Below are 25,309 nucleotides of genomic sequence, written 5' to 3' on the forward strand. Positions count from 1 at the left end.
TTGCCGTTACTTGTAACGGTGGATATTGGACAGCTGCTTGTTCGGCTGTGGGTTCTTGCGGTAGATCAGCGCTTTCTTGCCGATGGTCTGCACCAGTTCGGCACGGCCGGCCTTGCACAGTTCGGCAATGGTCTCGGCGCGCTCTTCGCGGTCTTCCGAGCGAATTTCGACCTTGATCAGCTCATGGTCGACCAAGGCGCGCTCCAGTTCGGCGATGACGCCTTCATTCAAACCGTTGCCAGCGACGATCAGGACCGGCTTCAGGTCATGACCAATGGACTTGTATTGCTTCTTCTGCTCGTTATTGAGCGGCATAATCTGACCCTTTCCGTCTGATTCTGTAAAATTGACCGGCATTTTACCCGAGGGCCACCGGCTCCGCCCAGTCAATCACGACGCATATCATCGAGGTGCCCCGTGGTACAACGTTCCAAAAGCAGCGCAAACTGGCTGCGAGAGCATTTCAACGATCCTTTTGTGAAACAGGCACAAAAGGACGGCTACCGCTCGCGTGCGAGCTACAAACTGCTGGAGATCCAGGAAAAGGACCGGCTGATCCGCCCAGGTATGAGCGTGATCGATCTCGGCGCTGCTCCTGGTGGCTGGTCGCAGGTGACCAGTCGTCTGATTGGTGGCCAGGGCCGCCTGATCGCGTCCGACATCCTGGAGATGGACTCGATCCCTGATGTGACCTTCATCCAGGGCGATTTCACCCAGGATGAAGTGCTGCAGCGCATTCTCGAGGCCGTCGGCGATTCGCACGTAGACCTTGTGATTTCCGACATGGCCCCCAATATGAGTGGTACGCCTGCGGTGGACATGCCGCGTGCCATGTTCCTCTGCGAGCTGGCCCTCGATCTGGCAACCCGCGTGCTAAAGCCCGGCGGCGATTTCCTGATCAAGATTTTCCAGGGCGAAGGTTTTGACGTGTACCTCAAGGACGTGCGCAGCAAGTTCGACAAGGTGCAGATGCGCAAGCCGTCGTCGTCGCGTGACCGTTCCCGCGAGCAGTACCTGCTGGGCAGGGGTTTCAAAGGGGCATGAAAGGCGTGAAGCGTGGTGGCCGATAGTTATTTCCAATCGGCCGCCGCGTCAGGATCGTCCGAACTTCGTGTAGTCTAGCTTTCACAAAGGGTTACAGACGGTGCCTGCGGCTGCGTAGGTAATGTAGTAAGTTAGGGCGATGAATATCATGCGAGGAACGGCTGCGTCGTGCGCCGACCTCAGAGGGTAGCGAATTGAACGACATGGCAAAGAATCTGATCCTGTGGTTGATCATCGCAGCTGTCCTGGTGACAGTGATGAACAACTTCTCCAGCCCTAACGAGCCGCAGACCCTCAACTATTCCGACTTCATCCAGCAGGTCAAGGATGGCAAGGTCGAGCGTGTGACCGTCGACGGCTACATCATCACCGGCAAGCGCGCCGATGGCGACAATTTCAAGACCGTGCGTCCGGCCATTACCGACAACGGCCTGATTGGCGACCTGGTCGACAATCACGTCATCATCGAAGGCAAGCAGCCTGAGCAGCAGAGCATCTGGACACAGCTGCTGGTAGCGAGCTTCCCGATCCTGGTGATCATCGCCGTGTTCATGTTCTTCATGCGCCAGATGCAGGGCGGAGCGGGGGGCAAGGGCGGGCCGATGAGTTTCGGCAAGAGCAAGGCGCGCCTGTTGTCTGAAGACCAGGTCAAGACTACCCTGGCCGACGTTGCAGGTTGCGACGAAGCCAAGGAAGAAGTCGGCGAGCTGGTCGAGTTCCTGCGCGACCCGGGCAAGTTCCAGCGCCTGGGCGGCCGTATCCCGCGTGGCGTGCTGATGGTCGGCCCGCCCGGTACCGGTAAGACCTTGCTAGCCAAGGCCATCGCCGGCGAGGCGAAGGTGCCTTTCTTCACCATTTCCGGTTCGGACTTCGTGGAAATGTTCGTCGGTGTCGGTGCCAGCCGTGTGCGCGACATGTTCGAACAGGCCAAGAAGCACGCCCCGTGCATCATCTTCATCGACGAGATCGACGCCGTTGGTCGCCACCGTGGCGCTGGCATGGGTGGTGGTCACGACGAGCGTGAGCAAACCCTCAACCAGTTGCTGGTGGAGATGGACGGCTTCGAGATGAACGATGGCATCATCGTCATCGCCGCTACCAACCGTCCGGACGTGCTCGACCCGGCGCTGCTGCGCCCCGGCCGCTTCGACCGTCAGGTGGTGGTGGGCCTGCCGGACATTCGTGGTCGCGAACAGATCCTCAAGGTACACATGCGCAAGGTGCCGGTCGGCGAGAACGTCAACCCGGCGGTCATTGCCCGTGGTACCCCTGGCTTCTCCGGTGCGGACCTGGCCAACCTGGTCAACGAGGCCTCGCTGTTTGCCGCGCGCGCCAACAAGCGCCTGGTCGAAATGAAAGAGTTCGAACTGGCCAAGGACAAGATCATGATGGGCGCCGAGCGCAAGACCATGGTCATGTCCGAGAAAGAAAAGCAGAACACTGCCTACCACGAGGCTGGCCACGCCATTGTCGGTCGCCTGGTGCCTGAGCACGATCCGGTCTACAAGGTTTCGATCATTCCGCGTGGCCGTGCCCTGGGCGTGACCATGTTCCTGCCGGAAGAAGACCGCTACAGCCTGTCCAAGCGCGCACTGATCAGCCAGATCTGCTCGCTGTACGGGGGCCGTATTGCCGAGGAAATGACCTTGGGCTTCGACGGCGTCACTACCGGTGCGTCCAACGACATCATGCGTGCCAGCCAGATCGCCCGCAACATGGTGACCAAGTGGGGCCTTTCCGAGAAACTCGGGCCGCTGATGTACGCCGAGGAAGAAGGCGAGGTGTTCCTGGGTCGCAGTGCTGCGAGCCAGCACGCCAGCGTTTCCGGCGAAACTGCCAAGCTGATCGACTCGGAAGTGCGCAGCATCATCGACCAGTGCTACGCCACGGCCAAGCAGCTGCTCACCGACAACCGTGACAAGCTCGATGCCATGGCCGAAGCGCTGATGAAGTACGAGACCATCGACGCCGAGCAGATTGACGATATCATGGCTGGCCGTACCCCCCGCGAACCGCGCGACTGGGATGATGACTCGGCTTCGGGCAAACCAGCTGCCCAGGGTGATCGCCCGGAATCGCCGATCGGCGGTCCAGCGGCTCAACACTAAGGGCATCTATGAGCTCAGTGCAGTACCCGACCCGGTTGCCTTGCGGCAACCGGGTTCTTGATTTGTCGCGTACCCATGTCATGGGTATTCTCAATATCACCCCTGATTCCTTCTCTGATGGCGGGCGCTTCAACCAGCGCGACGAGGCGTTGCGTCATGCCGAAGCGATGGTTGCCGCAGGTGCCACGCTGATCGACATCGGCGGAGAGTCCACGCGGCCGGGTGCGCGCGCGGTATCGGTGACCGAGGAGCTGGAGCGGGTGGCCCCCATGGTCGAGGCGATCAACAACCGACTCGACGTGGTCATCTCGGTCGATACCTCCACGCCAGCCGTCATGCGTGAATCGGCGCGCCTCGGTGCAGGGTTGATCAACGACGTGCGTGCTCTGGAGCGCGATGGCGCCCTGGACGCAGCCGCGGATACCGGCCTGCCGGTGTGCCTCATGCACATGCGTGGCGAGCCGGGTAACATGCAGGACGACCCGCATTACGAAGATGTGACCGCCGACGTTACGCGCTACCTTGAACAGCGAATGGTCGCCTGCGCCGCGGCGGGCATCGACGCAAACAGAATCATCCTTGATCCGGGCTTTGGTTTCGCCAAGACACTGGCGCACAATCTGAGCCTGTTCAAGCACATGGAAGCGCTCTATCGCCTTGGGCGCCCGCTGCTGGTGGGTGTTTCACGCAAGAGCATGATCGGCCTGACGCTGGAACGTCCGGTTGGCGAGCGGTTGTATGGCAGCCTTGCGCTGGCGGCGTTGGCCATGACCAAGGGGGCGAGCATCCTTCGTGTCCATGACGTGGCAGAAACCGTTGATGTGGTGCGCATGATCGCTGCGGTGCAAAACGCCGAATAAGAACATTGGAGTCCCTATGAGCAGAAAATACTTTGGTACCGACGGCATTCGTGGCCGCGTCGGCGAATACCCGATCACGCCTGACTTCATGCTGAAGCTTGGCTGGGCGGCCGGCATGGCCTTCCGCAAGCAAGGCCACTGCCGAGTGCTGGTTGGCAAGGACACGCGTATCTCCGGCTACATGTTCGAGTCCGCACTCGAAGCCGGCCTGTCCGCGGCAGGTGCCGATGTGATGCTGCTCGGGCCGATGCCTACGCCGGCCATCGCCTACCTGACGCGTACCTTCCACGCCGAAGCCGGCATCGTCATCAGCGCCTCGCACAACCCGCACGATGACAATGGCATCAAGTTCTTCTCGGGCCAAGGGACCAAGCTACCGGACGAAGTCGAGTTGATGATCGAGGAATTGCTCGATCAGCCGATGACCGTTGTCGAGTCGGGCAAGCTGGGCAAGGTTTCGCGCATCAACGATGCAGCCGGCCGCTACATCGAGTTCTGCAAGAGCAGTGTGCCGACCAGCACCAGCTTCGACGGCCTCAAGCTGGTTGTCGATTGCGCCCACGGTGCCACCTACAAGGTCGCGCCAAGCGTTTTCCGCGAGCTGGGTGCCGAAGTGACCGTGCTGCATGCCCAGCCAGACGGCCTGAACATCAACGAAGGCTGTGGCTCGACTCACATCGAATCGCTGCAGGCTGCCGTGCTGGTCGGTCATGCCGACCTGGGCATCGCCTTCGACGGTGATGGCGACCGCGTGCTGATGGTCGACCACACCGGCGCCATCGTTGATGGTGACGAACTGCTGTTCATCATTGCTCGCGACCTGCAGGAGCGTGGAAAGCTGCAGGGCGGGGTGGTGGGCACGCTGATGAGCAACCTGGGCCTGGAGCTTGCGCTGAAGGAACTGGATGTTCCGTTCGTGCGGGCGAAGGTCGGTGACCGTTACGTCATGGCAGAGCTGCTGGAGCGTGAGTGGCTGGTCGGTGGCGAAAACTCCGGGCACGTCGTTTGCTGCAACCACACCACCACCGGTGATGCGATCATCGCAGCGCTGCAGGTATTGATGGCACTCAAGCGCCGTGGCGAAACTCTGGCGCAGGCTCGTCAGGCCCTGCGCAAGTGCCCGCAGGTGCTTATCAACGTGCGCTATGGCGCCAGCAAGGTCGACCCGCTGGAGCACCCGGCGGTCAAGGAGGCCAGCGCCAAGGTGACCGAGGCTTTGGCAGGCCGCGGCCGCGTGCTGCTGCGAAAATCCGGTACCGAGCCGTTGGTGCGGGTGATGGTCGAGGGCGAGGACGAAAGCCAGGTGCGTGCGCACGCAGAAGCGTTGGCCAAACTGGTCGGCGAAGTTTGTGTCTGAAGGCGCTTGCCAGCGCAGATAGGGTTGGGTACTATCTGCGCCCACTTTGACCGACGAGGTAAAGCATGCGTCGCCCTATGGTAGCTGGTAACTGGAAGATGCACGGTACCCGCGCTAGCGTCGCTGAGCTGACCGAAGGCTTGAGAAATCTGGCCTTGCCGAGCGGAGTGGAAGTCGTTGTATTTCCACCGGCCTTGTTCATCAATCAAGTGATCGATGGCCTGGCAGGTAAGGAAATTACTGTCGGCGCACAGAATTCTGCAGTACAACCCGAACAGGGTGCGCTGACCGGAGAAGTTGCTCCGGAACAGCTGGTTGAAGCAGGCTGCAAGTTGGTGTTGATTGGTCATTCGGAGCGTCGCCAGATCATTGGTGAAACCGACGAAGTGCTCAATCGCAAGTTTGCAGCGGCCCAGGCCAAAGGTTTGAAGCCAGTGCTTTGCATCGGGGAAACCCTTGAAGAGCGTGAGGCTGGCAAAACGCTCGAAGTTGTCGGGCGTCAACTAAGCAGTATCATCGAGGCATTCGGTGTTAAGGCTTTTGCCAATGCAGTAATTGCCTATGAGCCTGTATGGGCCATCGGTACCGGCCTTACGGCCACGCCACAGCAGGCCCAGGATGTGCACGCAGCCATCCGTAGCCAGTTGGCGGCAAAAGATGCTGAAGTGGCTGCGAAGGTGCAGTTGCTCTACGGCGGCAGCGTGAAGGCGGCCAATGCGGCCGAACTGTTCGGCATGCCGGATATCGATGGGGGGCTCATTGGTGGAGCTTCCCTGAACGCAGACGAATTCGGTGCAATTTGTCGCGCCGCAGGAAACTGAACAAATGCTGGAAACAGTCATCGTTGTTTTTCATCTGTTGGCAGCGCTGTCGCTTGTAGTGCTGGTTCTGTTGCAACAGGGTAAAGGTGCGGAAGCAGGTGCATCTTTCGGCGCGGGTGCTTCAAATACCGTGTTCGGGAGCCAGGGTTCTGCAACGTTTCTGAGTAAATTAACTGCTATACTCGCTGCCACTTTCTTTTTGACAGCACTTGGGTTAGGATACTTCGCGAAGCAACAAGCTCACCAGCTTAGCCAAGCAGGTCTTCCAGATCCAGCAGTGCTAGAAGTGAAAGAGCCGCAGAAACCGGCAGTTAATGATGATGTACCGGTGCTCCAGCAGCAGAAGAGCGAAACCACTCCTAACACGGGTGATGTACCTCCTCCGGCACAAGAGCAGAAGTAACGGGTTTCAAGTAGTAGTATTGCCGAGGTGGTGGAATTGGTAGACACGCAACCTTGAGGTGGTTGTGCCCATAGGGTGTAGGGGTTCGAGTCCCCTTCTCGGTACCAATTAAAGCTTGAGAGCCCGCTTTAGCGGGCTTTCTTGCAGGTGAAGGTTCGGATTTGACCCTCAAGAGGGTTCGGTCTTATACTTTTGCCCCAGCTTTGTCGCGGGGTGGAGCAGCTTGGTAGCTCGTCGGGCTCATAACCCGAAGGTCGTTGGTTCAAATCCAGCCCCCGCAACCAGCTTCAGCGGAGCCCCTTTTCAGGGGCTTTTTGCTAACCGAACAGTTTTCGGCGTCGTTGTCCAACGGCGCTTTCAGGGATGGGCGCTTCGCCCATTTTTTATTTGCACAGCATGCACGAGGGGGTTCAGGTGTCGAGCAAGCTAGAACAGTTGCAGGCCTTGTTGGCCCCGGTTGTCGAGGGTCTGGGCTATCAATGCTGGGGGATCGAATACGTTTCCCAGGGTAAGCATTCGGTACTGCGCATCTACATCGACAAGGAAGGCGGCATCCTGGTGGACGACTGCGAAGCGGTCAGCCGTCAGGCCAGCGCAATTCTCGATGTGGAAGATCCGATCAGCAGTGAATACACCCTCGAGGTGTCTTCTCCAGGCATGGATCGCCCACTGTTCACTCTGGAACAGTTTGCCTCGCATGCCGGCGAACAAGTGAAGATCAAGCTGCGCTCACCCTTCGAGGGTCGTCGTAACTTCCAGGGCCTTCTCCGCGGTGTGGAGGAGCAGGATGTGGTGGTCCAGGTGGACAATCAAGAATTCCTGTTGCCGATCGACTCGATCGACAAGGCCAATATTATTCCCAGTTTTGACTGAGACGTGCCGGGCCCGGCGGACTATCCGGGCCCAATGGCTTGCGCAAGGCGAGGCGTACGATGAGCAAAGAAGTACTGCTGGTTGTTGAATCGGTATCCAACGAAAAAGGTGTACCGCCCGGCGTCATTTTCGAAGCGCTGGAAGTGGCACTGGCCACTGCAACCAAAAAACGTTTTGAAGACGAAGTCGACCTGCGTGTGGAAATCAACCGCCACACCGGTAGCTACGAGACCTTCCGTCGCTGGACCGTGGTCGACGAAGCCGATCTTGATGATCCGGCGATCGAGACCTGGTTGAGCAAGATTCACGAAACCCACCCTGAAGCCAAGGTTGGTGACGTGATCGAAGAGAAGATCGAGTCCATCGAATTCGGTCGTATTGCCGCCCAGACCGCCAAGCAGGTCATCGTGCAGAAGGTCCGTGAGGCCGAGCGTGCCCAGGTGGTCGATGCCTACCGCGAGCGCGTTGGCGAGATCATCTCCGGTACCGTCAAAAAGGTTACCCGCGACAACGTCATCGTTGACCTGGGCAACAACGCCGAGGCCCTGCTGGCCCGCGAAGACATCATTCCGCGCGAGACCTTCCGTGTTGGCGTGCGCCTGCGTGCGCTGCTCAAGGAAATTCGCACCGAGAACCGTGGCCCACAGCTGATCCTGTCGCGCACCGCGCCACAGATGCTGATCGAGCTTTTCCGCATCGAAGTGCCGGAAATTGCCGAGGGCCTCATCGAAGTCATGGCTGCATCCCGTGATCCGGGTTCGCGAGCCAAGATCGCCGTCCGCTCCAAGGACAAGCGCATCGACCCGCAAGGCGCCTGTATCGGCATGCGTGGTTCGCGCGTCCAGGCCGTATCCGGGGAGTTGGGTGGTGAGCGTGTGGATATCGTCCTGTGGGACGATAACCCGGCGCAGTTCGTCATCAACGCCATGTCGCCGGCTGAAGTCGCGGCGATCATCGTTGATGAAGATGCCCATGCCATGGACATCGCCGTTGCCGAGGACAACCTGGCCCAGGCCATTGGTCGTGGCGGTCAGAACGTTCGCCTGGCCAGTCAGCTGACCGGCTGGACCCTGAACGTGATGACCGAGAAGGACATCCAGGCCAAGCAGCAGGCCGAAACCGGTGACATCCTGCGCAATTTCATCGATGAACTGGAAGTCGACGAGGAGCTGGCCCAAGTGCTGGTCGACGAAGGCTTCACCAGCCTCGAAGAAATTGCCTACGTACCGTTGGAAGAAATGCTCAACATCGATGGCTTTGACGAAGATATCGTCAACGAGCTCCGCGCTCGAGCCAAGGACCGTTTGTTGACCAAGGCCATCGCTACCGAAGAAAAACTGGCAGACGCCCATCCGGCTGACGACCTGCTCTCCCTCGAGGGTATGGACAAGGACCTGGCGGCGGAACTGGCGGTGCGCGGCGTGGTTAACCGCGAAGACCTGGCCGAGCAGTCGATCGACGATCTGCTCGACATCGACGGCATCGACGAAGAGCGTGCCGGCAAGTTGATCATGGCCGCCCGAGCCCACTGGTTCGAGTAATTAGGCGCGGCCTGAGGAGAGAAGTGCATGACGCAAGTCACGGTGAAAGAACTGGCCCAAGAGGTCGAGGCACCGGTAGAGCGCCTGCTGCAGCAGATGCGTGAGGCAGGTCTGCCGCACACCGACGCCGGTCAGGTAGTGACCGACAATGAGAAGCAGACCTTGCTGACTCATTTGAAGAGCAGCCACAAGAGCAAGGCGGAAGAGCCTCGCAAGATTACCTTGCAGCGCAAAACCACCAGCACCCTGCGTGTCGCCGGTAGCAAGAGCATCAGCGTAGAAGTACGCAAGAAGAAAGTATTCGTGCAGCGCAGCCCGGAAGAAATCCAGGCTGAGCAGAAGCGTGAGCTGGAAGAGCGCCGCGCGGCTGAAAACGCCGCTCGCGAGAAGGTCGAGGCCGAAGTTCGCCAGCGCAACGAAGAGCAGGCTCGCCGTCAGGCCGCCGAAACCGCTGCTGCAGCCCCTGCGCCTGCCGCCAAGCCAGAGGCGGCACCTGCCGCTGCCCCGGCCCCGGTAGTTGCCGACGCCCCGGCGTCCGAAGACGCCGCAGCCCGTGCTGCCGAGCGCAAGAAGGACGAAGCTCGTCGCAACGAAGGCCGCACCCGTGACGAAGACCGTCGTGGTGGCGAGCGTCGTGGCGAGGCCCCGCGCGTGTCGATCAAGGTCAAGGTCAAGGAGAAGGAAAAGGCTCCTACTCCTCGTGCCGCGCCGCGCACCACCGATGAAGAGAGCGATGGCGTACGCCGTGGCCGCGGTGGCAAGAGCAAGCTGAAGAAGCGCAACCAGCACGGCTTCCAGAACCCGACCGGTCCAGTCATCCGTGACGTGACCATCGGCGAGACCATCACCGTCTCGGAACTGGCCCAACAGATGTCGGTCAAGGCCGCTGAAGTGGTCAAGTTCATGTTCAAGCTGGGTACCCCGGTCACCATCAACCAGGTGCTCGACCAGGAAACCGCTCAGCTGGTCGCCGAAGAACTGGGCCACAAAGTGACCCTGGTCAGCGATACCGCCCTGGAAGACTCCCTGGCCGAATCGCTGAAGTTCGAAGGTGAAGTCGAATCGCGTGCGCCGGTCGTTACCGTCATGGGTCACGTTGACCACGGTAAGACCTCGCTGCTCGACTACATCCGTCGTGCCAAGGTTGCCGCTGGCGAAGCCGGTGGTATTACCCAGCACATCGGTGCCTACCACGTGGAAACCGACCGCGGCATGGTCACCTTCCTCGATACCCCAGGCCACGCTGCGTTCACCGCAATGCGTGCCCGTGGTGCCAAGGCTACCGACATCGTCATCCTGGTGGTGGCGGCGGACGACGGCGTGATGCCGCAAACCCGCGAAGCCGTTCAGCATGCCAAGGCAGCTGGCGTTCCGCTGGTGGTTGCAGTGAACAAGATCGACAAGCCGGGTGCCGATATCGATCGCATCCGCAACGAGCTTGCTGTCGAAGGCGTGACCTCCGAGGACTGGGGTGGTGATACTCCGTTCGTCAAGGTTTCGGCCAAGATGGGTACCGGCGTCGACGAACTGCTCGAGGCTGTACTGCTGCAGGCCGAGATCCTGGAACTGACCGCTACCCCGACCGCTCCAGGTCGTGGTGTGGTTGTCGAATCTCGCCTGGACAAGGGCCGTGGCCCGGTGGCGACCATCCTGGTTCAGGACGGTACCCTGCGTCAGGGCGACATGGTCCTGTGCGGATCCAACTATGGCCGCGTGCGCGCCATGCTCGACGAGAACGGCAAGCCTGTGAAGGAAGCCGGCCCTTCGATCCCGGTCGAAATCCTCGGCCTGGACGGTACCCCGGAAGCCGGTGACGAGCTGTCCGTGGTTGCCGACGAGAAGAAGGCCCGTGAAGTTGCCCTGTTCCGTCAAGGCAAGTACCGCGAGGTCAAGCTGGCCCGTGCTCACGCCGGCAAGCTGGAAAACATCTTCGAGACCATGGGTCAGGAAGAGAAGAAGACCCTCAACATCGTCCTCAAGACCGACGTGCGTGGTTCCCTGGAAGCACTGCAGGGTTCGCTGTCGGGCCTGGGCAACGACGAAGTTCAGGTGCGCGTGATCGGTGGCGGCGTCGGTGGTATCACCGAAAGCGACGCCAACCTGGCGCTGGCTTCGAATGCAGTACTGTTCGGCTTCAACGTGCGTGCCGATGCCGGCGCGCGCAAGATCGTCGAGCAGGAAGGTCTGGATATGCGTTACTACAACGTGATCTACGACATCATCGAAGACGTCAAGAAGGCCCTGACCGGCATGCTCGGCAGCGATGTTCGCGAGAACATCCTGGGTGTCGCCGAAGTACGTGACGTGTTCCGTTCGCCGAAGTTCGGCGCCATCGCTGGCTGTATGGTCATCGAGGGTACCGTGTACCGCAACCGTCCGATCCGCGTACTGCGCGAAGACGTTGTGATCTTCGAAGGCGAGCTGGAGTCGCTGCGTCGCTTCAAGGACGACGCCTCCGAAGTACGTAACGGCATGGAGTGCGGTATTGGCGTGAAGAGCTACAACGACGTCAAGGTCGGCGACAAGATCGAAGTCTTCGAGAAAGTCCAGGTTGCTCGTACCCTTTAAGGGTGAGCAGGGCGCCAGCCCCCGCCGCAGGGCGGTGGGCAGCGCCTCAGTAGGTAGCGCCCGGTCAGGCTTCAGCCTGACCGGGCGTTTGCCGCTTTAAGTTACAGGTAGCAAGAATGGCAAAAGAATATAGCCGTACCCAACGCATCGGCGACCAGATGCAGCGCGAGCTGTCGGAGCTGATCCGCCGTGAAGTCAAAGACCCGCGCGTCGGCCTGGTGACCATCACTGCCGTCGATGTCAGCCGTGATCTTGGCCACGCCAAGGTGTTCATCACCGTGATGGGCCAGGACGGCGCCGACGCCGTACCGCAGACCCTCAAGGCCCTGACCAGCGCCGCGAGCTTCCTGCGCCTGCACCTGGGCCGTGTGATGCAACTGCGCAGCGTGCCGCAACTGCACTTCCACTTCGACGAAAGCGTCAGCCGTGGTGCCCACCTGTCGGCACTGATCGAGCGCGCGGTCGCCGAAGACCGTCTGCACAAGGATGCCGACAAGCTGGACGCCGAGGAGTAAGCGGTGGCCCAGGTCAAACGTATCCGCCGCAACGTCAGCGGCATCATCCTGCTCGACAAGCCGCTGGGCTTCACCTCCAACGCCGCCCTGCAAAAGGTGCGCTGGCTGCTCAATGCGGAAAAGGCCGGTCACACCGGCAGCCTCGATCCGCTGGCAACCGGCGTGCTGCCGCTGTGCTTTGGCGAAGCGACCAAGTTTTCGCAGTACCTGCTCGATTCCGACAAGGGCTACGAAACGGTCATGCAGATGGGGCAGACTACCAACACCGGCGATGCCGAAGGTGAAGTGCTGCAGACCCGTGAGGTGACCGTTGGTCGCGCCGACATCGAGGCCCTGCTGCCGCGTTTTCGTGGCCAGATCAGCCAGATACCGCCGATGTACTCGGCGCTCAAGCGTGATGGCCAGCCGCTTTACAAGCTGGCACGTGCAGGAGAGGTAGTGGAGCGCGAGGCGCGTTCTGTTACTATTGGCCGCTTGGAGTTGCTCGAGTGCGAAGGCACCCGTGCAAGGCTGAGCGTAGGATGCAGCAAAGGCACCTATATCCGCACCCTGGTGGAGGATATCGGTGAGGCCCTTGGCTGTGGCGCCTATGTCGCCGAGCTGCGCAGGACCCAGGCCGGGCCTTTCGCGCTGGCACAGACGGTCACCCTCGAGGAACTCGAACAGGCCCACGCCGAAGGTGGCAACGAAGCGCTCGACCGCTTCCTGATGCCTTCGGACAGCGGCCTGCAGGACTGGCCACTGGTGTGCCTGTCCGAGCACAGTGCGTTTTACTGGCTGCATGGGCAGGCGGTACGCGCGCCGGACGCGCCGCAATTTGGCATGGTCCGGGTACAGGATCACAATGCGCGCTTCATCGGTATCGGTGAAGTGAGCGAAGACGGGCGCATTGCGCCGCGTCGGCTGATTCGGTCGGAATGACCGAAACCGCGGGGTCGGGCAATTGCCAGGCCCCACGGCACCAAGGGTGGCTGTCAGTAGGCACGGTCACACCTTTTTTATTAATACAGGGATTTGTCCCTGGCCTATTGGACCCCGCATGCGGGATCCGTTATCAGGAGAAGCCAAATGGCCCTCAGCGTTGAAGAAAAAGCTCAGATCGTTGCCGAATACCAGCAAGCCGCCGGCGATACCGGTAGCCCGGAAGTGCAGGTTGCTCTGCTGACCGCCAACATCAACAAGCTGCAAGGCCACTTCAAGGCCAACGATAAAGACCACCACTCCCGTCGTGGTCTGATCCGTATGGTCAACCAGCGTCGTAAGCTGCTGGACTACCTGAAGGGCAAAGACACCACTCGTTACAGCGCCCTGATCGGTCGCCTGGGTCTGCGTCGCTAATAGCGGCCTGGCCAGTGGTGTGCATGGCGTGTCGCAGGCTTCGGCAGGGCTGTTTTGCAGTGCTGCCGTTGGACACGCCACGCGTATCTCCGAGGTTGGCAGCCTGGCAATGCTGAGCGGATTTTCCGCTTGGTGCCAGGCTCCCAGCCTCGTGTTGTATCTGGACGGTCAATGGGGCCGATTCCCCGTTCTGCCCAAGAATTCGCAAGAAACCAGTTCCCCCAGAGCCACTGAAAAAAGGTAGGAAACCGTGAACCCGGTAATCAAGACATTCCAGTTCGGTCAGTCGACCGTTACTCTCGAAACGGGCCGTATTGCCCGTCAGGCAACCGGCGCCGTGCTGGTTACCGTCGACAACGACGTCACCGTGCTGGTGACCGTGGTCGGTGCCAAACAGGCCGATCCAGGCAAGGGCTTCTTCCCGCTGTCGGTCCACTACCAGGAAAAGACCTACGCCGCCGGCAAGATCCCGGGTGGCTTCTTCAAGCGTGAAGGCCGTCCTTCCGAGAAAGAGACCCTGACCTCGCGCCTGATCGACCGTCCGATCCGTCCGCTGTTCCCGGAAGGCTTCATGAACGAAGTGCAGGTTGTCTGCACCGTGGTTTCCACCAGCAAGAAGACCGACCCGGACATCGCTGCGATGATCGGTACCTCGGCCGCCCTGGCCATCTCCGGCATTCCTTTCGAAGGCCCGATCGGCGCCGCTCGCGTTGCCTTCCACGAAAGCACCGGCTACCTGCTGAACCCGACCTACGAGCAACTGGCTGCCTCGAGCCTGGACATGGTCGTTGCCGGTACCGAATCGGCTGTACTGATGGTTGAGTCGGAAGCCAAAGAGCTGACCGAAGACCAGATGCTGGGCGCCGTGCTGTTCGCCCACGACGAATTCCAGGCCGTGATCCAGGCCGTCAAGGAACTGGCTGCCGAAGCCGGCAAGCCGACCTGGGACTGGCAGCCAGCCCCGGCCAACGTCGAGCTGATGAACCTGGTACGCGCCGAGTTCGGCGAAGCCGTTTCGCAGGCCTACACCATCACCCAGAAGGCTGACCGCTACAATCGCCTGGGCCAGCTGCGCGACGAGGCTGTTGCCCGTCTGAGCAACGAAGAGACCGGCCCGTCCGCCGGCGCCATCAAGGAAATCTTCGGCGAGCTGGAATACCGCACCGTCCGTGAGAACATCGTCAACGGCAAACCGCGTATCGACGGCCGTGACACCCGCACCGTGCGCCCGCTGAACATCGAAGTCGGCGTCTTGCCAAAGACTCACGGTTCGGCGCTGTTCACCCGTGGCGAAACCCAGGCCCTGGTCGTTGCGACCCTGGGTACTGCCCGTGACGCCCAGCTGCTGGACACCCTGGAAGGCGAGAAAAAAGACCCGTTCATGCTGCACTACAACTTCCCGCCATTCTCGGTGGGTGAGTGCGGTCGCATGGGCGGCGCTGGCCGTCGTGAAATCGGCCACGGCCGCCTGGCCCGTCGTGGCGTGCAGGCCATGCTGCCGAGCGACAGCGAGTTCCCGTACACCATCCGCGTGGTATCGGAAATCACCGAATCCAATGGTTCCAGCTCCATGGCTTCGGTCTGTGGTGCTTCCCTGGCCCTGATGGACGCTGGTGTACCGATGAAGGCACCGGTTGCCGGTATCGCCATGGGCCTGGTTAAGGAAGGTGACAAGTTCGCCGTCCTGACCGACATCCTGGGTGACGAAGACCACCTGGGCGACATGGACTTCAAGGTAGCCGGTACCGCCAAGGGTGTTACCGCGCTGCAGATGGACATCAAGATCAACGGTATCACCGAAGAGATCATGGAGATCGCCCTGGGCCAGGCCCTGGAAGCGCGCCTGAATATCCTCGGCCAGATGAACCAGATCATCGCCCAGTCGCGTAGCGAGCTGTCGGCCAACGCCCCGACCATGATCGCGATGAAGATCGACACCGACAAGATCCGTGACGTCATCGGTAAAGGCGGCGCCACCATTCGCGCCATCTGCGAAGAGACCAAGGCTTCGATCGACATCGAAGACGATGGCTCGATCAAGATCTTCGGCGAAACCAAGGAAGCGGCAGATGCTGCCAAGCAACGCATCCTGGGCATTACCGCCGAAGCCGAGATCGGCAAGATCTACGTCGGCAAGGTCGAGCGCATCGTCGACTTCGGTGCGTTCGTAAACATCCTGCCTGGCAAGGACGGCCTGGTGCACATCTCCATGCTGAGCGATGCTCGCGTCGAGAAAGTCACCGACATCCTGAAAGAAGGCCAGGAAGTCGAAGTACTGGTACTGGACGTGGATAACCGCGGCCGTATCAAGCTGTCGATCAAGGACGTTGCCGCGGCGAAGGCCTCGGGCGTCTAAGCGACCGCCACGCAACAGGAAAAGGGCCCTTCGGGGCCCTTTTTTCATGGGCGAAAGGGAACCTTTTGCGGACTTGCATCTTGCATGCAGGTTTACCGTGCAGATTGCAAAATGCACGACGACGGGAATGCTGGTTTTTCGCTAACTTATTGATTTGAAAGGAAACAAGCGAGACGGAAAAGCTGGCACAGCGCATGCAACTACCTCCATATCTGACGCCAGGACATACGGCGCAGACCTTTCGAAAAACAGGAGTGACTCACATGAAGAAGTTCGCCATTGCTGCCGCTACTGCTACCGCCCTGACCCTGACCATGGCTAACGGCGCATTCGCTGCGGAGCCAACCCAGGCTCCAGTCATGTTGGCTGCCAACACCGTGGATAACGCCAAGCAGGAAGGTTCCGACACCTGGATCACTACCAAGGTGAAAGCGGACCTGCTGACTGAAAAAGGTATTCCAGGCAGCGACATCAAAGTCGAGACCAGCCAAGGCGTCGTCTCGCTGTCGTCTGACGTGGCGATCACTCAATCCCAGAAAGAAGAAGCAGTACGCATCACCAAGAACATCAAAGGCGTAAAAAGCGTCATGTCTGACGGCCTGAAAGCCGAATAAGGAATGTCCCGTCGGCCAAACGGATTTGGCCACCTTCGCTCCGAGCCCCGGCTATTTGCCGGGGCTTTTCATTGGCGGCTAGTACACCGGGTTACGCGCGATCACATCACTCTCGAAGCATTCTTGCTCGACGATCAGCGGCTCGACCAATGGCCGGCTATCGCGAAAGTGCGCGGTCTGGGTATGCGCTTCATAGGCTGCATCGTCGCGGTAGATCTCGTACAGGTAGATCAACTCCGGGTCGACCCGGTCTTGCGACACATCGAATGCCAGGCAACCAGGTTCAGTGGCGACTGAGAGGCTGCGGCATTGACCTTGATCGCAGTGAGAAAATCCTCGGCGCAACCGGGCTTCACTCGGGTCTTGATGAACAGGCTATACACAAGGCTCTCCTTTTGTTTTAAATTCTCAACTGAATTGTATACAAAAATGGAGCTTCGCCAATGTCCGAATTGCCTGCACGCCCTGGTCGCCTGAACGGCCTGCGCCATATTGCCTTGTTGGTGCCCAACCTGGAGGAGTGCGAACGCTTCTACGTCGATGTGCTGGGCATGGAGGTGCTGAACCGCGCCAACGAAGACCTGGTATATCTCACTTGTGGTAACGACAACCTGTCGCTGGGGCGCGGGGCAGGGGCGGCCAATGGTTTGCAGACCCTGGACCACTATGGGTTCATCGTCGATAGCGTGGAGGAGCTGGAGGCCTGGTACCAGTATTTCAAGGCCCATGGCGTGACCCTGCTGGACCGGCCGTTCAACCATGGTGACGGGGCGCGCAGCTTCCACCTGCTGGACCCGGCAGGGAACAAGGTGCAGCCGTTGTACCACCCGGCGGTGTCGGGGCAGCGGTTGGTGTGAAGCCTGTACCGGCCTCTTCGCGGGCTTGCCCGCTCCCACAAGGACCGTACACAGTTCAAGGCCTGTGCAGTACCTGTGGGAGCGGGCAAGCCCGCGAAGAGGCCAGACCTGCTAGTAGAAGTTATTCGGCATCCAGATGCATCGGCGTCACCACCCGACCATCGCTCTCGGCCTGGCCCAGACTGGTATCGATGAAGTACACCCGGTCATCTTCCAGCTGGCCTTTGTCTACCAGGTAATCCTTGATGCTGCTGGCCCGCTCCTGGCCAAGTGTGCGCAGCAGCGCAGTACTTTCGGCCCAGGACTTGATCACCGCCTCGCGCAGCTTGGCGGTGCGCTCGTCGCGGCCCAGTTGCTCCCATTCCGCAGGCGGCTGTTGCTTCAGGCGGTTACGGTAGATGCCTTCGAGCATCGCCGGTTTTTCGCTGTCGTCGACCACCAGCATCGAGGCATTGGCCGGCACCTTGTCACCGCGGCGCTGCAGGATCTTGTACCAGGTGGCCTGGTACTCACGCTCCAGGCGCTGCTGGGCGATCAGCGGGCCGTCGCTGGCCTGGGCGCTGGTGCCTTCGATTTCCAGGCGCAGCTCCGGGCGTTCCTTCAGGGCCGACGCCAATTTGTCCAACGATGCCTGGGCGTCGCCACTAAGCTCGCTGGAGCCCGGGGCGAAGGACACATTGCCCAGATCTTCCGAGCCACCGCCGGCAACTAGCCCGCCAATGAACTTGAACGGCGCTTGCGCCGCACGCAACACCAGGTTGCGCAGGGTTTGCCAGACGATCGGCATCACGCTGAACTGCGGGTTGTTGAGGTCTCCAGATACTGGCAGCTCGATCGAGATCTTGCCTTCGGTATCCTTCAGCAGTGCCACCGCCAGGCGGATAGGGAGGTCCACTGCGTCCGGGCTGTCGACCTTCTCGCCCAACTGCAACTGCTCAACCACCACCTTGTTCTCGGCCTTCAGCTGGCCATTGGTGATCAGGTAATGCAGGTCGAGGTTGAGCCGGCCCTTGCGGATACGGAAGCCGGCGAACTTGCCGGAGTAGGGTGTGAGTGTGGTCAGCTCGACCCGCTTGAAGCTGGTGGCGATATCCAGGCTGGCCAGCGGGTTGAACGGGTTGAGGGCGCCTTTGATGGTGACCGGCGCGTAGCGGTCGACCTTACCCTTGACGTCGACCTTGGCCGGCACCGGCTTGCGATTGTCGATGGTGCCGATCCGGCCGCTCAGCTGCTGGATGGCCGTGGCGAAGTTGGGGGTGAGGGACAGGTCGGCGAAGTTGGCCGAGCCGTCGTTGATGTCGATCTGGCCGATGTGGATGCCTAGCGGCTTGTCGTTGCCGGCGGAGGCCGGCTTGGACTGGCTGGTCGCCGGGGCGCCGGCCGGCTGCGGGATCAGCAGGTCGTTGATGTTGGTCGTGCGGTCTTCGTTGATGATGAAACGCGCATAGGGTTGCAGCAGGGTCACTTTGTCGATCGACAGCGCATCGCCGTGCACGTAGGACAGGCCGTCGACGTTCACCTGTTGCCATTTGACGAAGTCACGGCTCTTGATGGTGTCGAGGGTGTGCAGCTGGCTGACCTGTGCCTTGCCGGTGACACTGAAGGCCAGTGGTGCGGTGTTCTTCAGGTCGACCTTGAGGTCGCTGGCGAGCATGCCGCTGCGCAGCTCCAGCAGGATGAACGGGCTGATATAGGCCTGGGCCACTCGCAGGTCGATATCGCGGGTGCTCACGTCCAGCTTGGCCCAGATGGGCGCCAGGTTGACCTGGCCGGCCGCCTGAAGCTTGCCTTGCTTGCCCACGCCGGTATCGAGCTTGAGGTTGAAGGGCGACTTGTTGAGACTGTCGAAACCTTGCAGGTCGGCGTTGAGCGGGCCGACGTCGAGGGCCACCGGCTCCTTCTGAGTACGGTCTGCCAGGTGCACCAGGTAGTTACGCAGTTGCACGTCCTTGAGCAGCACCTGCCAGGGTTTGCTCGGCTCCTTGGCGGCTTGCTGTTCGGGCGTGGGCTCGGCGGCGGCCGGTTCGGCCTTTTCCTTCGGCGTAGCCTTGGCCGGCTGGCTGGCGAACAGTTTCTGCCAGTCGAGCTGGCCGTCCTTTTCCAGCGCGGCCCAGGTTTCCAGTTTTTCGCTGCGGATCTTGCCCACGGTGACCAGCTGCTTGACCAGATCGACCGAGGTTTCGCTTACTTCCAGGCTGGCCAGGCGTGCCAGCGGGCGGCCATCCGGGGCCTTGATGGCAAACGGGGCGATGCGCACCGACGCGTTGTCCAGCAACAGTTCGGTCTGCTTGGCGAGGTTGAGCTTGTAGTGGGTGTCGAGGCTGACCACGCCGTCTTCCAGCACCAGTGGCACGGCATCGCGCACATAGGGCCAGAATGCCTTCATCTTGCCTTCGGTGATCTTCAGTGTGCCTTCAGAGGCGATTGGCGCCAGGCTAAGGGTGCCTTTCCAGTCGATGCGCCCGCCGTTGGGGCCGATGGCCACCAGGGTCATGTCGGCATTGTCGTTGGGCAGGGTGCTGAGGTTTTTCAGCTCCAGGTTCATGTTGTCGTAGAGGAACTCGATCGGCTCGCTCGGGCGCAGGTCCTCGAAGTGCAGGTAACCATCGCTGAGCTTGATGCTGCCGATGCGTAGCGGGAACGGGTCGCTGGGTGGCTCGTCAGGCTTGGCTTCGCTGGCTGGCAGTTTGAACAGGCGGGTCAGGTTGAGAGTACCGTCCTTGGCGAACAGCACTTCGTTGCGCGGTTTGACCAGTTCCACTGCGTCCAGGTGCAGGGCACCGCTCCATAGACTGTCGAGCGAAAGATTGGCGTACAGCCGGTCGAAGCCGACCTGCTCCTTGCCAGGCTCGCCGATCTGCAGGCCCCACAGTGTCAGCTCGAGGCTGAAGGGGTTGAGTTCGATCCGATCGAGGTGGGCAGGCACGGTTGCGTACTGGGCCAACTGTTGGTTGGCGATGCGCAGCGCGACACCGGGGAGAACGAAAAAGCCAAGAAGGCTGTAGAGGGCTACCAGGGCCAGCAGTGCGCCAGCGGCGCGAGTCAATCCTTTGTACATGTGTCGCTTCGTCTGTCTAAGCAGGAGAGCTTGGAGTATGGCACGTTAAATCAGTTCCGCTGAGGCGACCAGTTGACCTCATTCGATACCCATGCGCCGTTTGGCCCGGTGCGCCGAGCCGTCGCGCATCGCCCAGCGCAGTACTGGCGCAGTGCGTTGCAGGCCCAGGCGGATCATGCGCCGCTGCAACGGACCGTGCTGTAGCCCGAGCATGGTCTGGGCCCAGGCCGGCAGCAGGTCGATGCCGGCGTGTAGCATCAGCTTGCCCACCGGCTGTGCCAGGCGGCTGGGGGCGGGGGCATCGAGCAGGATGCCGACCACCTCATGGCTGCGGGCGTCGCAGTGCAACTGTGGGCGCATGTGCTGCAGATAGTCCTCGACCTGCTGGCACGAGCGCGGCACGTCGCGGGCGCCAAGGCGCTCGGCAATCAATGCGATCTCTGCGTAGTAGGCATCCTGCTCGGCGCGCGCTAGTTGCGGGTTGCGGTAACGCAGGTGGGCGGCGAGAAAGCTGCTGACTTCCGCCACGTGCACCCAGGTCAGCAGGTCAGGGTCGCTGGCCGCATATGGGCGGCCATCCGGCGCGGTGCCTGTCACCTGCAGGTGGATGGTGCGCACCTTGTCGATCAGCCACTCGGCATCGCGGGTGGCGCCGAAGGTGGTGCCGGAGATGAATTGGCTGGTGCGGCGCAGGCGGCCGAGCAGGTCTTCACGGAAGTTGGAATGGTCCCACACCCCGGCCAGGGCCAGTGGGTGCAGCAACTGCAGCATGAGGGCACTGATGCCACCGACCAGCATGCTCGGGAAGTCGCCATGTACCCGCCAGCTGATGCTGTGCGGGCCGAACAGGCCGGGGTCGCCTTTGGGCGATTCCAGGTCGAGCTGGCCGAGGGCCAGCCCTGTAAGGCTCATGACCTGGGTTTCGATGCGGCGGCGAAGGGCTTCCATGGCGACCTGTGGTTCAGGGCGGCCATGGGCAACGGCCGCCGGTTACTGGTTGAGGCGTTTGTCGATCAGGCCCTGCACCACGCTGGGGTCGGCCAGGGTCGAGGTATCGCCCAGGTTGTCGAGTTCGTTGCAGGCGATCTTGCGCAGTATACGCCGCATGATCTTGCCTGAGCGTGTCTTGGGCAGCGCCGGAGCCCACTGGATCAGCTCGGGTTTGGCGAAACTGCCGATTTCCTTGCTGACCAGGGCCAGTAGCTCGGCCTTGAGCGCGTCGTCCGGCGTTACACCATTCATCGGTGTGACGAAAGCGTAAACGCCTTGGCCCTTGAGGTCGTGGGGGTAACCGACCACCGCCGCTTCGGCAACGCTGTCATGCAGCACCAGCGCGCTTTCCACTTCGGCGGTACCGATACGGTGACCGGAAACGTTGATCACGTCATCGATACGCCCGGTGATCCAGTAGTCTCCATCGGCATCGCGGCGGGCACCGTCGCCGGTGAAGTAATAGCCGGGCATCGGCTTGAAGTAGGTGTCGACCATGCGCTGATGGTCGCCATAGACACTTCGGATCTGCCCGGGCCAGCTGGCCTTGATCGCCAGCAGGCCGGCACCGGGGCCCTCGATGAGCTTGCCCTTTTCGTCCAGCAGCACTGGTTGTACGCCGAACATGGGCTGGGTGGCACAGCCGGGCTTGAGCGACTGCGAGCCGGGCAGCGGGGTGAGCATGATGCCGCCTGTCTCGGTCTGCCACCAGGTATCGACGATGGGGCAGCGCTTTTGCCCGACTTCTTCGAAATACCACTCCCAGGCTTCCGGGTTGATCGGCTCGCCGACGCTGCCCAGCAGGCGCAGGCTCTGGCGTGAAGTACTCTGCAGCGGCGCGGAGCCCTCGCGCATCAGCGCGCGCAGGGCGGTCGGGGCGGTGTAGAAGATGTTCACCTTGTGTTTGTCCACCACTTGCCAGAAGCGCGAGGTGTCCGGGTAGTTGGGCACGCCTTCGAACATCAGCGAGATCGCGCCATTGGCCAGCGGACCATAGACGATGTAGCTGTGGCCGGTCACCCAGCCGACATCGGCGGTGCACCAGAACACCTCGCCATCACGGTAGTCGAACACCACCTTGAAGGTGAGGGTGGCCTGCAGCAGGTAGCCGCCGGTAGTGTGCAGCACGCCTTTGGGTTTGCCGGTGCTGCCGGAGGTGTAGAGGATGAACAGCGGGTCTTCTGCACCCATCGGCTCGGGAACGCAGTCGTCGCCGGCTTTTTCCGTTGCCTCGTGGTACCAGAGGTCACGGCCTTCGGCCCAGACGACATCGCCGCCGGTACGGCGCACCACGAATACGCTGCTGACCGCGGGGCAGCTGGCCAGGGCCTTGTCGACGTTCTGTTTCAGTGGGATGCGTTTGCCGCCGCGCACACCTTCATCGGCGGTGATCACCGTACGGCAGTCGGCATCGAGGATACGGTCGCGCAAGGCATCGGGCGAGAAGCCGCCGAACACCACCGAGTGGATGGCACCGATGCGGGTGCAGGCAAGCATGGCGAAGGCGGCCTCGGGGATCATCGGCATGTAGATGCACACCCTGTCGCCTTTCTTCACCCCGCGTGCTTTCAGTGCATTGGCCAGGCGGCAGACCTGGCGGTGCAGTTCGCGGTAGGTGATGGCCTTGGAATCCTTGGGGTCATCGCCTTCCCACAGCAGGGCGGTCTGTTCGCCGCGTCGGGCCAGGTGGCGGTCGATGCAGTTGTAGCTGACGTTGAGCTGGGCGCCGTCGAACCAGCGGGCGCTGCCGGTCTTCAGGTCGCATTGCTGCACGCTCGACCAGGGTTTGATCCATTCCAGGCGCTTGGCCTGTTCGGCCCAGAAGGTGTCGGGGTCATCCACCGACTGGCGGTAGAGGCGGCGGTACTCGTCGGGGGTGAGGGCGGCGGACTGGCTGACGGCCAGGGCCTGGGGGTAGTTGCGGATATCGAACATGGCGGGTGGTCCTGCTCTTGTAAGGGGCGATGGACTGCAACGGCTATTCGATAGGACAGTGTAGCTGGGAGAGGTGTTCAACCTGAGCCGGCCTCTTCGCGGGCGAGCCCGCGAAGAAGTTGGCGAAGGTTTCAGATCAACCGCGGTGACGGCCGCGGAAGTAGTTGATCAGGCCTTGGGTGGAACCATCTTCGGCGCTGTCTTCCAGGCTGCCGACCAGGCGTTGGTAAACGCCCTTGCCCAATTCTTTGCCCAGCTCCACGCCCCACTGGTCGAAAGCGTTGATGCCCCAGATCACGCTCTGCACGAACACCTTGTGCTCGTACATCGCCACCAGCGCGCCCAGGCGGCGCGGGCTGATGCGTTCCACCACCAGGGTGTTGCTCGGGCGGTTGCCCGGGATCACCTTGTGCGGGGCCAGCTTTTCGATGTCCGCTTCGTTCAGGCCTTTGCCACGCAGCTCTGCCTCGGCTTCCTCGCGGGTTTTGCCCAACATCAGCGCCTGGCTCTGCGACAGGCAGTTGGCGTACAGCCACTGATGATGGTCGGCCACCGGGTTGAAGCTCACCACCGGCACGATGAAGTCGGCCGGAATCAGCTGAGTGCCCTGGTGCAGCAGCTGGTGGTAGGCATGCTGGCCGTTGCAGCCGACGCCGCCCCAGATAACCGGACCGGTGTCGGTCTTCACCGGGGTGCCGTCCTGCAGCACGCTCTTGCCGTTGGACTCCATGTCCAGCTGTTGCAGGTGCTTGGTGATGTTGCGCAGGTAGTGGTCGTACGGCAGGATCGCGTGACTCTGGGCGCCCCAGAAGTTGCCGTACCACACGCCCAGCAGGGCCAGCAGCACCGGCATGTTCTTGTCGAACGGCGCGGTCTGGAAGTGCTGGTCCATGGTGTAGGCACCGGACAGCAGTTCCTTGAAGTTGGCGGTACCGATGGCCAGGGCGATCGGCAGGCCGATGGCCGACCACAGCGAGTAGCGCCCGCCCACCCAGTCCCACATCGGGAAGATGTTTTCTTCGCGGATGCCGAAGGCCACGGCGGCGGCCTTGTTACTGGAAACGGCGATGAAGTGGCGATACAGCTCGGCTTCCGAGCCGCCCTGGGCCAGGTACCAGGTACGCGCGGCCATTGCGTTCTTCAAGGTCTCGAGGGTGTTGAACGACTTCGACGAGACGATGAACAGGGTGGTTTCGGCGCGCAGGTTGGCCGACAGCTCGTGGAACTCACTGCCGTCGATGTTCGCCAGGTAGTGGCAGCGCACGCCGCGCTGGGCGTAGGGCAGCAGCGCCTCGGACACCAGTTCGGGGCCGAGGAACGAGCCGCCGATGCCGATGTTGACCACGTCGGTGATCGGTTTTTCGCTGTAGCCGCGCCACAGCCCGTCGTGAATGCGGCCGACCAGTTCGGTGATCTGGTTGAGTACCTTGTGTACTTCCGGCATGACGTTCACGCCGTTGACGCTGAGCTTGTCGCCTACCGGCCGGCGCAGGGCGGTGTGCAGCACCGGGCGACCTTCGGAGGCGTTGATGATTTCGCCACTGAACATCGACTTGATGGCGTCCTGCAGGCCCACTTCGTTGGCCAGGTTCACGAGCAGGTCGCGGCTTTGTTCGGTGATCAGGTTTTTCGAGTAGTCGAGGAACAGGCCGCAGCAGCTCAAGGAAAACTGCTCGAAGCGCTTGGTATCGGCGGCGAAGGCTTCGCGCATGCTGAAACCTTGCATGGCGTCGCGGTGTTGCTGAAGCGCCTGCCAGGCGGGCAGGGCCGTGACATCGTGGGGTGTACGGTAATACGCCATTGCGCGGGGTTCCCTTGGTGCGTGATGAGACCTTGGACACGGCACTCATTGCCGGGTTCAGGCTGGCACCATTATAGGCAAAGGCCACTTGCAGGGAATGGGTAAGGCGGGGGAATTTGGGGGAAGCAACTGTCTTGTATTGCCTGTACTGGCCTCATCGCCGGCAAGCCAGCTCCCACAGGGATAGCGCATGGCTCGAGGCCGATGCGGTCGGGGTGGGAGATTCTATGGTTTTAGGGAAGTTTTTTAAGCGGCTTTTGACCGATACTC

At 61.3% G+C, this 25,309-nt stretch carries 20 protein-coding genes, 2 tRNA genes and 1 pseudogene; 17 read left to right on the top strand and 6 right to left on the bottom strand.

From position 1 onward, the window contains the following. Window positions 1-6: 6 nt before the first annotated feature. A complete protein-coding gene (gene yhbY / locus MJ643_RS22900; RefSeq protein ID WP_003249945.1) occupies window positions 7-315 on the bottom strand; it encodes a ribosome assembly RNA-binding protein YhbY in 309 nt (102 codons plus the stop codon). A 102-nt stretch (window positions 316-417) separates the two neighbouring features. Here yhbY and rlmE point away from each other — a divergent pair, with 102 nt between their 5' ends. The 16 genes from rlmE to MJ643_RS22980 all read left to right on the top strand — a co-directional run bounded on the left by rlmE (window position 418) and on the right by MJ643_RS22980 (window position 16,398). Then, complete coding sequence (rlmE, locus tag MJ643_RS22905; protein ID WP_015271862.1) at window positions 418-1,044, top strand: 23S rRNA (uridine(2552)-2'-O)-methyltransferase RlmE; 627 nt, start codon at window positions 418-420, stop codon at window positions 1,042-1,044. Between the two features lie 203 nt (window positions 1,045-1,247). Continuing rightward, window positions 1,248-3,152 carry an ATP-dependent zinc metalloprotease FtsH gene (gene ftsH / locus MJ643_RS22910; RefSeq protein WP_015271861.1) on the top strand — a complete coding sequence of 635 codons (1,905 nt, stop codon included), beginning with the start codon at window positions 1,248-1,250 and terminating at the stop codon, window positions 3,150-3,152. Window positions 3,153-3,160: 8 nt separating this feature from the next. Next, window positions 3,161-4,012, top strand: coding sequence for a dihydropteroate synthase (gene folP, locus MJ643_RS22915; protein ID WP_023661277.1), 852 nt, complete (start codon window positions 3,161-3,163; stop codon window positions 4,010-4,012). 16 nt (window positions 4,013-4,028) lie between these two features. Continuing rightward, entirely contained in the window at window positions 4,029-5,369 is a 1,341-nt protein-coding gene (gene glmM / locus MJ643_RS22920; protein WP_013974287.1) for a phosphoglucosamine mutase, read from the top strand. 65 nt (window positions 5,370-5,434) lie between these two features. Continuing rightward, window positions 5,435-6,190 (top strand): triose-phosphate isomerase, encoded by a 756-nt coding sequence (gene tpiA / locus MJ643_RS22925; protein ID WP_023661275.1) that lies wholly within the window; start codon window positions 5,435-5,437, stop codon window positions 6,188-6,190. Between the two features lie 4 nt (window positions 6,191-6,194). Beyond that, window positions 6,195-6,593: a preprotein translocase subunit SecG gene (secG, locus tag MJ643_RS22930; RefSeq protein WP_015271857.1), complete on the top strand. Its 399-nt coding sequence runs from the start codon at window positions 6,195-6,197 to the stop codon at window positions 6,591-6,593. 21 nt (window positions 6,594-6,614) lie between these two features. After that, window positions 6,615-6,700: transfer RNA gene (locus tag MJ643_RS22935), tRNA-Leu, on the top strand. 100 nt (window positions 6,701-6,800) lie between these two features. Next, a tRNA-Met gene (locus tag MJ643_RS22940) sits at window positions 6,801-6,877 on the top strand. A 130-nt stretch (window positions 6,878-7,007) separates the two neighbouring features. Then, entirely contained in the window at window positions 7,008-7,466 is a 459-nt protein-coding gene (rimP, locus tag MJ643_RS22945) for a ribosome maturation factor RimP (RefSeq protein ID WP_003249960.1), read from the top strand. Between the two features lie 59 nt (window positions 7,467-7,525). Then, window positions 7,526-9,007, top strand: a complete 1,482-nt coding sequence (gene nusA / locus MJ643_RS22950; RefSeq protein WP_003258062.1) for a transcription termination factor NusA — start codon at window positions 7,526-7,528, stop codon at window positions 9,005-9,007. A 27-nt stretch (window positions 9,008-9,034) separates the two neighbouring features. After that, entirely contained in the window at window positions 9,035-11,575 is a 2,541-nt protein-coding gene (infB, locus tag MJ643_RS22955; RefSeq protein WP_024087764.1) for a translation initiation factor IF-2, read from the top strand. A gap of 116 nt (window positions 11,576-11,691) precedes the next feature. Beyond that, window positions 11,692-12,090 (top strand): 30S ribosome-binding factor RbfA, encoded by a 399-nt coding sequence (gene rbfA / locus MJ643_RS22960; RefSeq protein WP_003258061.1) that lies wholly within the window; start codon window positions 11,692-11,694, stop codon window positions 12,088-12,090. Window positions 12,091-12,093: 3 nt separating this feature from the next. Beyond that, window positions 12,094-13,011, top strand: a complete 918-nt coding sequence (gene truB / locus MJ643_RS22965; protein WP_013974284.1) for a tRNA pseudouridine(55) synthase TruB — start codon at window positions 12,094-12,096, stop codon at window positions 13,009-13,011. A 147-nt stretch (window positions 13,012-13,158) separates the two neighbouring features. Beyond that, the gene (gene rpsO / locus MJ643_RS22970) at window positions 13,159-13,428 is read left to right on the top strand and encodes a 30S ribosomal protein S15 (RefSeq protein WP_003249971.1); all 270 of its coding nucleotides are present in this window, start codon (window positions 13,159-13,161) and stop codon (window positions 13,426-13,428) included. A gap of 250 nt (window positions 13,429-13,678) precedes the next feature. Next, a complete protein-coding gene (gene pnp, locus MJ643_RS22975) occupies window positions 13,679-15,784 on the top strand; it encodes a polyribonucleotide nucleotidyltransferase (protein ID WP_013974283.1) in 2,106 nt (701 codons plus the stop codon). A 263-nt stretch (window positions 15,785-16,047) separates the two neighbouring features. Next, a complete protein-coding gene (locus MJ643_RS22980) occupies window positions 16,048-16,398 on the top strand; it encodes a BON domain-containing protein (protein ID WP_013974282.1) in 351 nt (116 codons plus the stop codon). Window positions 16,399-16,476: 78 nt separating this feature from the next. On the opposite strand, the pseudogene MJ643_RS22985 reads toward MJ643_RS22980, so the two are convergent. Continuing rightward, window positions 16,477-16,781 (bottom strand): annotated as a pseudogene (locus tag MJ643_RS22985) (putative quinol monooxygenase). A gap of 60 nt (window positions 16,782-16,841) precedes the next feature. Here MJ643_RS22985 and MJ643_RS22990 point away from each other — a divergent pair. Then, window positions 16,842-17,255, top strand: coding sequence for a VOC family protein (locus MJ643_RS22990; RefSeq protein ID WP_010955354.1), 414 nt, complete (start codon window positions 16,842-16,844; stop codon window positions 17,253-17,255). Between the two features lie 121 nt (window positions 17,256-17,376). Here the strand turns inward: MJ643_RS22990 and MJ643_RS22995 are convergent, their stop codons facing one another. The 4 genes from MJ643_RS22995 to pgi all read right to left on the bottom strand — a co-directional run bounded on the left by MJ643_RS22995 (window position 17,377) and on the right by pgi (window position 25,039). Further along, the gene (locus MJ643_RS22995; protein ID WP_013974280.1) at window positions 17,377-20,313 is read right to left on the bottom strand and encodes a DUF748 domain-containing protein; all 2,937 of its coding nucleotides are present in this window, start codon (window positions 20,311-20,313) and stop codon (window positions 17,377-17,379) included. 78 nt (window positions 20,314-20,391) lie between these two features. Continuing rightward, window positions 20,392-21,261, bottom strand: a complete 870-nt coding sequence (locus MJ643_RS23000; RefSeq protein WP_013974279.1) for an oxygenase MpaB family protein — start codon at window positions 21,259-21,261, stop codon at window positions 20,392-20,394. A gap of 42 nt (window positions 21,262-21,303) precedes the next feature. Further along, window positions 21,304-23,238 (bottom strand): acetate--CoA ligase, encoded by a 1,935-nt coding sequence (gene acs, locus MJ643_RS23005; protein ID WP_013974278.1) that lies wholly within the window; start codon window positions 23,236-23,238, stop codon window positions 21,304-21,306. 136 nt (window positions 23,239-23,374) lie between these two features. Beyond that, window positions 23,375-25,039 carry a glucose-6-phosphate isomerase gene (gene pgi, locus MJ643_RS23010; protein WP_024087758.1) on the bottom strand — a complete coding sequence of 555 codons (1,665 nt, stop codon included), beginning with the start codon at window positions 25,037-25,039 and terminating at the stop codon, window positions 23,375-23,377. Window positions 25,040-25,309: the final 270 nt, after the last annotated feature.

The sequence above is a fragment of the Pseudomonas sp. PNPG3 genome, assembly GCF_023093815.1.
In the GTDB taxonomy this organism is placed as follows: Bacteria; Pseudomonadota; Gammaproteobacteria; order Pseudomonadales; family Pseudomonadaceae; genus Aquipseudomonas; species Aquipseudomonas asiatica.

Coding starts and splice junctions, on each gene's coding strand:
- yhbY (WP_003249945.1), bottom strand. CDS start 315: ATGCCGCTCAATAACGAGCAGAAGAAGCAATACAAGTCCATTGGTCAT.
- ftsH (WP_015271861.1), top strand. CDS start 1,248: ATGGCAAAGAATCTGATCCTGTGGTTGATCATCGCAGCTGTCCTGGTG.
- folP (WP_023661277.1), top strand. CDS start 3,161: ATGAGCTCAGTGCAGTACCCGACCCGGTTGCCTTGCGGCAACCGGGTT.
- glmM (WP_013974287.1), top strand. CDS start 4,029: ATGAGCAGAAAATACTTTGGTACCGACGGCATTCGTGGCCGCGTCGGC.
- tpiA (WP_023661275.1), top strand. CDS start 5,435: ATGCGTCGCCCTATGGTAGCTGGTAACTGGAAGATGCACGGTACCCGC.
- secG (WP_015271857.1), top strand. CDS start 6,195: ATGCTGGAAACAGTCATCGTTGTTTTTCATCTGTTGGCAGCGCTGTCG.
- nusA (WP_003258062.1), top strand. CDS start 7,526: ATGAGCAAAGAAGTACTGCTGGTTGTTGAATCGGTATCCAACGAAAAA.
- infB (WP_024087764.1), top strand. CDS start 9,035: ATGACGCAAGTCACGGTGAAAGAACTGGCCCAAGAGGTCGAGGCACCG.
- rbfA (WP_003258061.1), top strand. CDS start 11,692: ATGGCAAAAGAATATAGCCGTACCCAACGCATCGGCGACCAGATGCAG.
- rpsO (WP_003249971.1), top strand. CDS start 13,159: ATGGCCCTCAGCGTTGAAGAAAAAGCTCAGATCGTTGCCGAATACCAG.
- MJ643_RS22980 (WP_013974282.1), top strand. CDS start 16,048: ATGAAGAAGTTCGCCATTGCTGCCGCTACTGCTACCGCCCTGACCCTG.
- MJ643_RS22990 (WP_010955354.1), top strand. CDS start 16,842: ATGTCCGAATTGCCTGCACGCCCTGGTCGCCTGAACGGCCTGCGCCAT.
- MJ643_RS22995 (WP_013974280.1), bottom strand. CDS start 20,313: ATGTACAAAGGATTGACTCGCGCCGCTGGCGCACTGCTGGCCCTGGTA.
- MJ643_RS23000 (WP_013974279.1), bottom strand. CDS start 21,261: ATGGAAGCCCTTCGCCGCCGCATCGAAACCCAGGTCATGAGCCTTACA.
- acs (WP_013974278.1), bottom strand. CDS start 23,238: ATGTTCGATATCCGCAACTACCCCCAGGCCCTGGCCGTCAGCCAGTCC.
- pgi (WP_024087758.1), bottom strand. CDS start 25,039: ATGGCGTATTACCGTACACCCCACGATGTCACGGCCCTGCCCGCCTGG.